General features: G+C 64.2%; 6 protein-coding genes. 5 read left to right on the top strand and 1 reads right to left on the bottom strand.

Translation table 11 applies throughout. The features are described from left to right. Nucleotides 1-4: 4 nt before the first annotated feature. Nucleotides 5-3109, top strand: coding sequence for a discoidin domain-containing protein (locus PSV05_RS08670; protein ID WP_300065424.1), 3105 nt, complete (start codon nt 5-7; stop codon nt 3107-3109). On the opposite strand, the gene PSV05_RS08675 is transcribed toward PSV05_RS08670, so the two are convergent. Further along, nucleotides 3103-4485 (bottom strand): GH1 family beta-glucosidase, encoded by a 1383-nt coding sequence (locus tag PSV05_RS08675; protein ID WP_300064142.1) that lies wholly within the window; start codon nt 4483-4485, stop codon nt 3103-3105. The two genes, PSV05_RS08670 and PSV05_RS08675, sit on opposite strands and share 7 nt — an antisense overlap. Nucleotides 4486-4583: 98 nt before the next feature. On the opposite strand from PSV05_RS08675, the gene ugpC reads away from it, so the two are divergent. From ugpC to ligA, 4 genes are all read left to right on the top strand, one after another. Continuing rightward, complete coding sequence (ugpC, locus tag PSV05_RS08680; RefSeq protein WP_300064144.1) at nt 4584-5672, top strand: sn-glycerol-3-phosphate ABC transporter ATP-binding protein UgpC; 1089 nt, start codon at nt 4584-4586, stop codon at nt 5670-5672. 135 nt (nt 5673-5807) lie between these two features. Next, nucleotides 5808-9311 carry a chromosome segregation protein SMC gene (gene smc / locus PSV05_RS08685; RefSeq protein WP_300064145.1) on the top strand — a complete coding sequence of 1168 codons (3504 nt, stop codon included), beginning with the start codon at nt 5808-5810 and terminating at the stop codon, nt 9309-9311. Nucleotides 9312-9328: 17 nt separating this feature from the next. Beyond that, nucleotides 9329-10060: a cell division protein ZipA gene (gene zipA / locus PSV05_RS08690; RefSeq protein WP_300064147.1), complete on the top strand. Its 732-nt coding sequence runs from the start codon at nt 9329-9331 to the stop codon at nt 10058-10060. Between the two features lie 97 nt (nt 10061-10157). Beyond that, nucleotides 10158-12245 carry an NAD-dependent DNA ligase LigA gene (ligA, locus tag PSV05_RS08695; RefSeq protein WP_300064149.1) on the top strand — a complete coding sequence of 696 codons (2088 nt, stop codon included), beginning with the start codon at nt 10158-10160 and terminating at the stop codon, nt 12243-12245. The last annotated feature ends 1 nt before the right edge of the window (nt 12246 follow it).

Below are 12246 nucleotides of genomic sequence, written 5' to 3' on the forward strand. Positions count from 1 at the left end.
TATTGTGTTGGCCGGGCTGTTGCTCGCGGCGTCCGCCGCGCATGCGCAACAGTCGCGACTGCTCGACGGTTTCGAGGACATGTCCGCCTGGCGGGCGACTGCCTCGGACAGCGTCAGCGCGAGCTTGCGCCAGGTCGATGGCGAAAAGGGCAAGGGACTGTGCCTGGACTATGACTTCAACGGCGTGTCGGGCTATGCGGTCGCGCGCCGCACGTTGCCGATGCGTTATCCAGGCAACTACGAATTCCGCATGTTCCTGCGTGGCGAAGGGCCAGCCAACAACCTGGAATTCAAACTGGCCGATGCCAGCGGGGACAATGTGTGGTGGCGCAACCAACCGAACATGCTGTTGCCGAAAACATGGACGGCCACGAAGCTCAAGAAGCGGCAAATTGATTTTGCCTGGGGGCCAACCGAGGACCGCACGCTGCAGGCCAGCGAAAGCTTCGAGTTGACCATCAGCGCAGGCAAGGGTGGTGGCAAGGGCAGTGCCTGCATCGACGAGTTGGCATTCAGCGAATTGCCAACAGATGATGGCGCGCCGCTTGCCGGCAATCTGGTGCAGGACGCCACGGGCTGGCGCTATGACCTCGGGCGGCTACGCGAATTCGGTGGTGCCATCCTGAGTTGGGCTTCGGGCCAACCAGTGGCGGACTACGCGTTGGAACTCTCCGAGGATGGCCAGCACTGGCGCAGCGTGCGCACGGTGCATGCAAGCAATGGCGGCGATGATCCCATTGCGCTGCCAGAGCAGGAGGCGCGCTGGTTGCGCGTGCGCCCGCTCGGCAAGACGCGCGCGCGACTGCAAGAGATCGCGGTGCAGCCATTGGCATACGCCGCTACACCGAACGATTTCGTCAAGGCAGTAGCCGCGGTCGCACCACGAGGCACGTTTCCGCGCGGTTTTTCTGGCGAACAGCCGTACTGGACGATTGTTGGTGTCGATGGCGGCCTCGAGCAGGGCCTGATCGGCGAGGACGGCGCGATCGAATTGGCCAAGGGCGCGCCCAGCATCGAACCGTTCGTGGTCGTCGATGGCAGGCTCGTCGGCTGGGCCGACGTCAAGACGACACAGTCGCTGCAGGACGATTACCTGCCGATCCCGAGCGTGCATTGGTCGCATCCCGGTTTCGCACTCGACATCACCGCATTCGCCTCGCAGGAGGACGACGCGGCCCACTTGCATGGCGGCTACCGGCTTTCCAACACGAGCACGACACCCCGCGATTACGTGCTGGTGCTTGCAGTCAGGCCTTTCCAGGTCAACCCGCCGAGTCAGTTCCTCAACACGGTGGGCGGGGTGAGTCGGATCGATGCGCTGAGCGTGCGCGAAGGCAGCGTGGTCGAAAAGGGCAGGCTGCTGCTGCGGACATCGCAGAAACCGGCACTGTCGTTCGCGACGAATTTCGACAGTGGCGAGGTGGTGTCTCGCCTGGCGACGATCGATTGGTCGAAGGCGTGCGCCACATGCCTCGACAGCGGTCTCGGGCTTGCCATGTTCGGCACGGATACGGTCGAGGATGCCACCTGGTTGGCATCGGGCGCGATGCTGTTCGGCGTGCGCCTGCAACCCGGCGAATCCCGCAGTTTTGATTGGCGTTCGCTGCTCTACGGAAGCGAGCAGATGCCGCCAGTGCCGCCTGCTGATGTGGAGGTGTTGCGTGCCCGGGTCGCCGCGCAATGGCATGCCAAGCTCGACCGCGTGAAACTGCAGGTGCCGGCCGCTGGCAAGCCGCTGATCGACACCTTGCGCACCGCGCTGGCAAACATGCTGGTCAGCCGCACCGGCCCTCGCCTGCAGCCGGGCACGCGCTCGTACGCACGCGCATGGATCCGCGACGGCGCGATGATCAGCGAAGGCCTGTTGCGCATGGGCCGCGAGGACGTGGCCGGCGACTTTCTGCGTTGGTACGCGCCCTACCAGTTCGCCAATGGCAAGGTGCCATGCTGCGTGGATGACCGCGGCAGCGATCCCGTGCCGGAAAACGACAGCCAGGGCGAGCTGATCCATGCGGTAGCCGAGCAGTACCGCTACACCGGTGATCGCGCGTTGCTGGAAGCAATGTGGCCAAAGGTGACTGGCGCGGTCAAATACATGGACGAACTGCGCCTCAGTGAGCGCACCGAAACGAATCGTAATGTGAATCCGGCGTTCTTCGGACTGATGCCGGCGTCGATCAGCCATGAGGGCTATTCGGCCAAGCCGATGCATTCGTATTGGGATGATTTCTGGGTATTGCGCGGTTACAAGGATGCGGTGGCGATCGCCCAATGGCTTGGCCGCGAGGAGGCTGCGCGCCGCTTCGCCGCGTCCCGTGACGAGTTCCGTGCGGACCTGTACGCCTCGCTGGATGTTGCTACGCATGCACACGCCATCGACTATCTGCCGGGTGCGGCGGAACTGGGCGATTTCGACCCGACCTCGTCCACCATTGCCTTGGCGCCCGGCGGCGAGCAGGCCAACCTGCCGCAGGACCTGTTGCACAACACCTTCGAGCGCTACTGGCGCGAATTCGTGCAGCGCCGCGATGGCAAGCGCGAATGGAAGGACTACACGCCTTACGAACTGCGCACGGTCGGTACCTTCGTACGCCTGGGTTGGCGCGAGCGTGCAGGCGAAGCGCTGGACTACTTCATCGCCGACCAGCAACCGCGTGGCTGGAACCAGTGGGCTGAAGTGGTTTCACGAACACCGCGCACGCCGTTCTTTCTGGGTGACCTGCCGCATGCCTGGGTGGCGTCGGACTACATGCGCTCGGTGCTGGACATGTTCGCCTACAGCCGCGAACGCGACGACGCATTGGTGATCGCCGCAGGCATTCCTGCCGAATGGATGCAAGCCGGGGGTGTTGCCGTTGAAGGCCTGCGCACGCCGCAAGGCCGGCTGGATTACACCTTGCAGAAAGTCGATGGGGTCCTGCGCCTCGCCGTACCGGTAGGACTTCGTTTGCCGAAAGGCGGCCTGGTGCTGTCACTGCCGGAACCGTGGGCTAGCGGCCATGTGCGCGGTGGCGCACGCGTGATCGAGCGCGCCATCGAGCATGGCGAAGTCCGCATTAACCAATTGCCGGCGAAGATCGACATCGCCGCCGGACCAGCGGCTCAGTAAGGCAACGGATCCGTCAACGAACGCCCGTTGCTGGCGATCACCTGCGAATACCAGCGTGCGCTGTCCTTCGGTGTGCGTTCCTGGGTTGTGTAGTTGACGTGGACCATGCCGAAGCGCTTGGAATAACCGAGCGACCATTCCAGGTTGTCCATCAGCGACCACAACATGTAACCGCGCACGTCCACGCCGGCTTGGATCGCGTCGTGGATCGCGCCGATGTGCTTGCGCAGGTAGTCGGTGCGCAACGGATCGCGGACCCGGCGTTGGCCGGTGGCTGGATCGGTGTCCGCAGTCGGTGGGTCGAAGAAGGCAGCGCCGTTCTCGGTGATATAGACCGGCAGATCGCCATAAGTCTGCTTGAACCAAAGCAGCAGCTCGGTCAGGCCTTGGGGAAAGACCTCCCAGCCGGTCTCGGTGTAGGTGCCCATCGGTTGCCGGACCACGCCGGTGTTGAGCGGATAGCTTTCGGCGGCCTTGGAAACGCAGCGGGTGTAGTAATTGATGCCGACGAAGTCGAGCTTCTGCTTGATCAATTCGAAATCTTCGGCCGGCCAGTCCGGCCAGGCATCGCCGAAGATTTCCTTGAGTTCCGCGGGATAGTGGCCGAGCAGGGCCGGGTGCAGGTATTGCTCGTTCATGTACGCATGCGCGCGGCGCACTGCGGCGGCGTCCTCGGCGGAGTCGGTAGCCGGGTGCTTCGGCTCGATGTTCACCACCAGGCCGATCTCATGCTCGCCGAGTTCGCGGTAGGCCTTGACCGCCGCGCCGTGCGCGCGCATCAGGTTGTGGCTGGCGATGGGCGCCTCGTAACGGCTGCGGTGGCCCGGGGCGAGTGCGCCGTGCAGGTAACCGCCATCGGTGATCACCCACGGTTCGTTGAGGGTCACCCACTTCCTCACGCGGCCATCCAGTGCGCGATACAGCACGCTCGCGTATTCCGCGAACCAGTCGGCGCTGTCGCGGTTGAGCCAGCCGCCGCGGTCGTCGAGTGCCGCCGGCAGGTCCCAGTGGTAGAGCGTCAGCAAGGGCTCGATGTCGTTGGCCAGCAGTTCGTCGACCAGCCGCGAATAGAAATCCAGGCCTTTCTGGTTAACCGCACCGGTGCCCGCGGGCAGGATCCGCGACCACGAGACGCTGAACCGATAGGCCTGCAGGCCAAGCTCTCGCATCAGCGCGACATCGTCCTTCCAGCGCCGGTAATGGTCGCAGGCGACATCGCCGGTGTCCCCGTTGTGCATCATGCCCGGGGTATGCGCGAAGCGGGTCCAGATACTGGGGCCGGCGCCATCTGCCAACGGCGAGCCCTCGATCTGGTGGGCGGCGGTGGCTGCGCCCCAGAGGAAGCCGGGTGGGAATTCGCGCTCGGATTCACTCATCAGGGGCATTCATGTAATCGGTTACATGGCAGAATAGCGCGGTCGCACCGGCTTTGCACGACGCGGTGTCCGCAGGATCGACAACCACGAGGTGATCGATGGCAAGAGTCGAGCTTGAGCAGGTTCGCAAGGTCTATCCGGATGGGCATGTCGCCGTGGTGGGTGCGAGTTTCGAGGTCGCCGACGGCGAGCGCGTGGTGCTGGTCGGCCCGTCCGGCTGCGGTAAATCCACCCTGCTGCGGATGATCGCCGGTTTGGAATCGATCTCATCCGGCACGTTGCGGATCGGCGAGCGCATCGTCAACGACCTGCCGCCAAAGGAACGCGATATCGCGATGGTGTTCCAGAGCTATGCCCTGTACCCGCATATGAATGTCGCTCGCAACCTGGGCTTCGCGCTGGAACTGCGCGGGATGCCGCGCGACGAGATCACGCGCCGCGTGCGCGAGGCCGCGGATGTGCTGGAGCTGGGCAGCATGCTGGAACGCAAGCCCGCGCAACTGTCGGGCGGACAACGCCAGCGGGTTGCGCTGGGGCGGGCGCTGGTGCGCCAGCCGCAGGTATTCCTGCTCGACGAGCCTCTATCGAACCTGGACGCCAAGCTGCGCGCCGGCATGCGCGCCGAAATCGCGCGGCTGCATGCCCGGCTGGGCACGACGATGATCTATGTGACCCACGATCAGATCGAAGCGATGACCCTGGGCCAGCGCATCGTGGTGCTGAAGGACGGGCAGATCCAGCAGATCGACACGCCGATGGCGCTGTACGAGCGCCCGGCCAACCTGTTCGTGGCAACATTCCTCGGTAGCCCCGCAATGAACGTAATCAGTGGGCGGCTGCATCGGGCGGATGGGCTGGTCCTGCACACTGACGGCTTGCCACCGCTGGCGTTGCCTGACATCAAAATTCCCGAAGCATGGCTGCAGAAAGATGTCGTGGTGGGGATTCGTCCTGAGCACCTGCATCCGGTGGCCGAGGCTGCGATCGCATCGTTGACGGCAGTGGTGGAGACGGTGGAACCGGTCGGTAACGAGATTTTCGTGAACCTGCGTCATGGCAGCTTGCCACTGGTTGCGCGATTGCCGCCGGAGCGCATGCCGGAGACCGGGGCGACGGTCGGCTTCTCGCTCCGGAGCGGACAAGTGCTGTTTTTCGATCGCGATTCGGGCGAGCGCTTGATCGCCTAGGCCCGTTATACTCGTGGATTGACCAATGAATGCCGGTCACGTTCCTCTAATTGAATCAATTAATTAGAGGATTTATCTAATCTTGTTTATCTGATTGCCACGGTCCGTTGCCGTGGCCGGGAATACCGCCGCCGCATGCGCCTGTCCACCATCAAGCTCGCCGGTTTCAAGTCCTTCGTCGATCCGACCACCCTTCACCTGCCGACCAACATGACCGGCGTGGTTGGGCCGAACGGCTGCGGCAAGTCGAACATCATCGATGCGATCCGCTGGGTGATGGGCGAGAGCGCGGCCAGCCGCCTGCGTGGTGACTCGCTGACCGACGTGATCTTCTCCGGCAGCTCCACGCGCAAGCCGGTGTCGCAGGCGATGGTGGAACTGATCTTCGACAACTCCGACCACACGATCACCGGCGAGTACGCGGCGTTCAACGAAATTTCGGTCAAGCGTACGGTCAGCCGCGATGGCCAGAGCCTGTATGCGCTCAACGGCACCCGCTGCCGCCGTCGCGACATCACCGACCTGTTCCTCGGCACCGGTTTGGGGCCGCGCAGCTACTCGATCATCGAACAAGGGATGATCTCGCAGGTTATCGATGCCAAGCCCGAGGAACTGCGCATCTACCTGGAAGAGGCCGCCGGCATCTCCAAGTACAAGGAGCGCCGCAAGGAGACCGAGACCCGCATCCGGCATACCCGCGAAAATCTTGATCGTCTTGGCGATCTGCGTGAGGAAGTGGCCAAGCAGTTGCAGCACCTGGCCCGCCAGGCCAAGCAGGCCGAGCAATACACCGCGATCCAGGCCGAACGCCGGATCAAGGATGCCGAGTGGAAGGCGCTCGAGTTCCGCACGCTGGACACCAAGCTGCAGCGCTTGCGCGAGAAACTGGCACAAGACGAGACCCGACTTGAGCAGTTGATTGCCGAACAGCGCGAAGCTGAGCGCGAGTTGGAAACCGGCCGTGGTCGCCGCGATGGCGCCAGCGAAGCACTCAATGTTGCCCAGGCATCGGTCTATCAGGTCGGCAGTACGCTAGCCCGGGTTGAACAACAGATCGCCCATCAGCGCGAGCTGGCGACGCGCCTGCAGCGTGCGCGCGACGAAGCGCAATCGGCACTCAGCGAAATTGGCGGCCACATCAGTGGCGACCAGCAGAAGCTCGACGTGCTGCATGAATCCGTGGCCGACGCCGAGCCACAACTGGCGACCATGCAGGCCGACGATGGCGCCCGCCAGGATGCCTGGCGTGATGCCGAAGCGCGCCTGGCCGATTGGCAGCAGCGCTGGGATGCTCATAGCAAGGCGCAGGCCGAGGCCACGCGCGCCGGGGATGTCGAACGTACCCGCATCGAACACCTGGACCGGCAAATCCTCGACGCCGACCGCCGCCGCGAGCAGCTCGGTGCCGAGCGCACGGGCCTCGACCTGACCGCGTTGAGCGAAGCATTCACTACCTTGCAGGGCCAGCACGACGGCCAGAAGACCGCGCTGGACGGCCTGACCAGTGACGTGGAAACCCGCAAGCAAACCTTGACCGGCCTGCAGGAACAACAACGCACGCGCCAGGCCGATCTGGCCGAGCTGCGCAAGCAGGCGCAGGCCGCGCGTGGTCGTTTGGCCTCGCTGGAAACCTTGCAGCAGGCCGCGCTCGGGCAGGAGCAGGGCGCCGCGGTGGCTTGGCTCAAGCAGCGCGGACTGGACGATGCTGCCCGTGTCGGCGAACGCCTGCAGGTCGAATCCGGTTGGGAAAATGCGGTGGAAGCCGCGCTCGGCCAGTTGATCGAAGGCGTCTTGGTCGATCAGCCGGAAACACTGGTCGATGCACTCTGTGAGCTTGCCGATGGCCGGCTTGCGCTGGTGTCCACCGAATCCGGTGCGGCCGATTTCGCGCCAAGTTCGCTGGCGAGCAAGGTGCAGGGACCGCTGGCGATCCGTCGCCTGCTGTCGAAACTGCATGCTGCGGAAACCCTGGCCGATGCACGCACCCTGCAGGCGCGATTGGGCGATGGCGAATCAGTCATTACCCGCGCCGGCGAACGTCTGGGTGATGGTTGGGTACGCGTGTTGCGCTCGGGCGCCGCCAAGCAGGGCGCGCTGCTGCGTGAAAAAGACATCCAGTCGCTGCGCGTCGAAATCGAAGCTCATGTGTCCCGCGAGCGCGAACTCGATGCATCGCTGACTGCGCTGCGCGATCAATTGCTGGCTGCCGAACAACAGCGTGAGGACGCCCAGCGCGCGCTGTACCTGGCCCATCGCGGCGTGTCCGAACTTGCCGGTCAGCTGCAGAGCCAGCAAGGACGGCTGGATTCTGCGCGTGGCCGGATCGAGCGCATCGAAGCCGAACTCGCGCAACTTGCCGCTACCCTTGAAGCTGGTAATGAGCAGGCCCGCGGAGCCCGCCAACGGGTCGAGACTGCGGTTGCCAGCATGGGTGAACTGGAAACCGCGCGGCAGGTGCTGGATGGCGAGCGCCGCGACATCACCGAAGCGCGTGATGCGTCCCGCAACGCGGCGCGCGAATCGCGCGATGTGGCGCACGCGCTGGCCTTGACGGTCGAGTCGCAGCGCGCGCAGATCGTGGCGCTGGCGCAGGCGCTGGAACGCATGGGTAACCAGCGCGGCCAGCTTGATTCACGCCTGGGTGAACTGGCGTCGCAACTCATCGACGGCGATGCGCCGGTCAAGTCGCTGGAAGATGAACGGCAAGCGGCGCTGAGCGAACGCGTACGCACCGAGCAGGCATTGGCCGCGGCGCGTTCGGCGCTCGAAGGCATCGACAACGAACTGCGCGGCTTCGAACAGACTCGCCAGCAACGCGATGCGCAGGCCCTGCAGCAACGCGAAGCGATCAGCCAGCGCAAGCTGGACCAGCAGGCGCTGGTACTGAAGGCCGACCAGTTCTCGGGTGCCTTGGTCGAAGCCGGTTTCATAATGGAAGATGTGGTCGCCACACTTGCCGAGGATGCCGATGCGCCGGCTTGGGAAAAGGCGGTCGCCGATTTCGACGCGAAACTGCGCAGGCTGGAACCAGTCAACCTGGCCGCCATCGCCGAGCATGCCGAAGCGGCGCAGCGCAAGGATTACCTGGATGCGCAGGACACCGACCTGACCACGGCGCTGGACACCCTGGAAGACGCGATCCGCAAGATCGACCGCGAAACCCGCGGCCGCTTCAAGGACACGTTCGACCGCGTCAACAGCGGCGTGCAGGAGCTCTACCCGCGCCTGTTCGGCGGCGGCCATGCTTACCTGGAACTGACCGGCGAAGACCTGCTGGATGCGGGCGTGACCATCATGGCGCGCCCGCCCGGCAAGCGCGTGTCCAGCATCTCGCTGCTGTCCGGAGGTGAGAAGGCGATGACCGCGGTCGCGCTGGTATTCGCAATCTTCCGGCTCAATCCGGCGCCGTTCTGCCTGCTGGACGAAGTCGATGCACCGCTGGACGAAACCAACGTCACCCGCTTCACCAACATGGTCAGCGAGATGAGCGAGCAGGTACAGTTCCTGTTCGTGACCCATAACAAGGCGACGATGGAAGCCGCGCAGCAATTGTCGGGTGTGACCATGCGCGAGCCCGGCGTGAGCCGTTTGGTATCCGTCGATCTCGCCGAGGCTGCGCGCCTTGCCGGCGCTGCGTAAAAAACAAGGAGGACTGGATGTCTGACATGACCCTGTTGCGCATCGGTATTGCAGTCGCAATGTCACTGCTGTTTGGCGCGATCATCTACTTCGGTCGTGGCCGCAAGGCTTCGAAACGCCGGCGCGATGTACGTGCCGATGGTGGTGATCGCGGTGAGGGCGCGCGACAGGAGCCCTCGTTGGGTGAACAGTTGGCTGGCAGTTGGGGCCAGCCGGTGGACGAAGGCAGCCAGGACGAACTGCCGTTGCCCAATGGAGGTCCGGCCACCAGCGAATTGGGCAAGCGCAACTCCGACCAGTTTGATCGCATCGTCTCGCTGTATGTCGCAGCCAAGGCCGGGACCAAGCTGCGCGGCCAGGACATCGTGGTTGCCGCCGAAAAAGCGGGCCTGACCTTCGGTCACATGGACGTGTTCCACCGCATGGTCGATGGTCGCCCGGAGCAGGGGCCGGTGTTCAGCGTTGCCAACATCATCAAGCCGGGCAGCTTCGAGATGGCCAGCATCGCCGAGCTGGAAACCCCGGCAATCGCGTTCTTCCTGACCTTGCCGGCGCCGCTGTCCGCACTGGATGCCTGGGACACCATGCTGCCAGCCGCGCAACGCATGTCTGAACTGTTGGATGGCGTGGTGCTGGACGAAGAACGCAATGCACTCGGCCGCCAGCGCATCCAGCACATCCGCGACGAGCTGCGCGGATATGACCGGCAGCATCAGGCGGCGCCCTTAAGCAAGCCGACGCGCTGGTGATGGTGTTGGTGACTCCGGCGCATGCTGGAGTACAGCTCCGGCTTCAGAAAACTGGATCCCGGCCTTCGCCGGGATGACGGCAGGAACCAGAGTCCGCATGGCTTCCACTTCCGATATCCACGCAAGCATCAACGAACTACGCCGTCGGCTTAACGACGCAAGTCATCGCTATCACGTGCTCGACGATCCGGACCTTCCGGATATCGAATATGACGCGATGCTGCGCGAGCTTGAATCGCTTGAGGCCGCGCATCCCGAGTACGCCGATCCCAACTCTCCGACACGACGCATCGGCGATGCGCCTTCCGGGCGCTTCGAACAGGTCGCGCATGCAGTGCCGATGTTGTCGCTGTCGAACGCGTTCAGCGATGAGGAAGTCGCGGACTTCGTGGCCCGGATCGATAAAGAAACCGGCGATGCCGCACCGGTATTTTCGGTGGAGCCCAAACTTGATGGCTTGGCGATCAGCCTGCGTTACGAAAATGGAACCTTCGTACGCGGCTCAACCCGCGGTGATGGCGCGACCGGCGAGGATGTCAGCGCCAATCTGCGCACGATCCGTTCGATCCCGCTGACCCTGCGCGGCGACGCACCCAACGTGCTGGAAGTCCGCGGCGAGGTCTACATGCCGCGTGTCGGATTCGAAGCCTACAACGCGCGTGCCCGCGATACTGGCGAAAAGCCCATGGCCAATCCGCGCAACGGTGCCGCCGGCTCACTGCGGCAGCTGGATTCTCGGATCAGCGCAAGGCGTCCGCTGGCGTTTTACGCGTATGCGCTGGGCGAAACCGATTCAACATTGCCCGCGACTCATTCTCAGGTATTGGCGTGGTTGCGCGAACTGGGTTTCGCGGTGAGTCCGCTGGTCGATGTCGCGACTGGGGTCGAAGGTCTGCTGGCGTATTACTCACGCATCGGTGCAGCACGCGACGACCTGCCATATGACATCGATGGCGTGGTCTACAAGCTCGACCGTATTGACCAGCAGCGTGCAATGGGCTTCGTCTCGCGTGCGCCGCGCTGGGCGATCGCGCACAAGTTCCCGGCACAGGAAGCCACGACCACGGTGGAATCGATCGAGGTCAATGTCGGCCGCACCGGTGCGGTCACGCCCTGGGTGCTGATGGCGCCGGTGCACGTGGGCGGGGTGACGGTGACCCGCGCGACCTTGCACAACGCCGACCAGATCGCCCGGCTCGACGTGCGCGTTGGCGACAGCGTGATCGTGCGCCGCGCAGGTGACGTGATCCCGGAAGTGGTGCGGGTGATCGAGGAACGGCGTCCGCTCGACGCTGCCGGTCAACCCCTGCATCCGCCGTATACGCTACCGAGTCACTGCCCGGATTGCGGGTCGGCTGTCGAGCGCGAGGAAGCCGAAGTCGTTGCGCGTTGCACGGGCGGACTGGTGTGCCCGGCACAGCGCAAGCAGGCGCTGATCCATTTCGCCTCGCGTCGTGCGATCGATATCGACGGGCTCGGCGAGCGTTTCATCGAGGCGCTGGTGGATTTCGGCTACGTGCATGGCATCGCCGACCTGTACCGGTTGGGTGTCGACGATTTCATCGACATGAAGCGTCGTGCCGACGAAGCTGCTGGCACAGTTCCGGAAACAGTGAAGGCCGGAAAGATCGCGACCAAATGGGCAGAAAACCTGGTCGCGGCGATCGAAGCGAGCCGAACCACCACGCTGGAACGCCTGCTGTTTGCGCTGGGTATCCGCGATGTCGGCGAAAGCACGGCGAAAACGCTCGCACGCTATTTCGGTGCGCTGGCGCCGCTGATGGCCGCCGATGAGGAACAGTTGAAACAAGTTCCCGATGTCGGCCCGATCGTGGCCGCGCGCATCGGACACTTTTTCGCCGAGCCTCACAACCGCGAGGCCATCGCGGCCTTGCAGGCAGCCGGCATGTACTGGCCTGAAGGTGCGCCGCAGCGGTCCGCCGATGGTCCGTTGGCCGGCAAGACCGTGGTGCTTACCGGCGGCCTGTCTGCGATGTCGCGCGACGAGGCTGGCGCGAAGCTCGAAGCGTTGGGCGCCAAGGTGGCGGGCAGCGTGTCGAAGAAAACCTCGCTGGTGGTCGCCGGCGAAGCAGCTGGCAGCAAGCTGGTCAAGGCGCAGGAGCTCGGCATCGAGACTTGGGACGAAGCGGCCTTGCTTGCGTTCCTTGCGGATCACGCCAGTTGAG

This window comes from Thermomonas sp. (assembly GCF_029945965.1).
Lineage (GTDB): Bacteria > Pseudomonadota > Gammaproteobacteria > Xanthomonadales > Xanthomonadaceae > Thermomonas.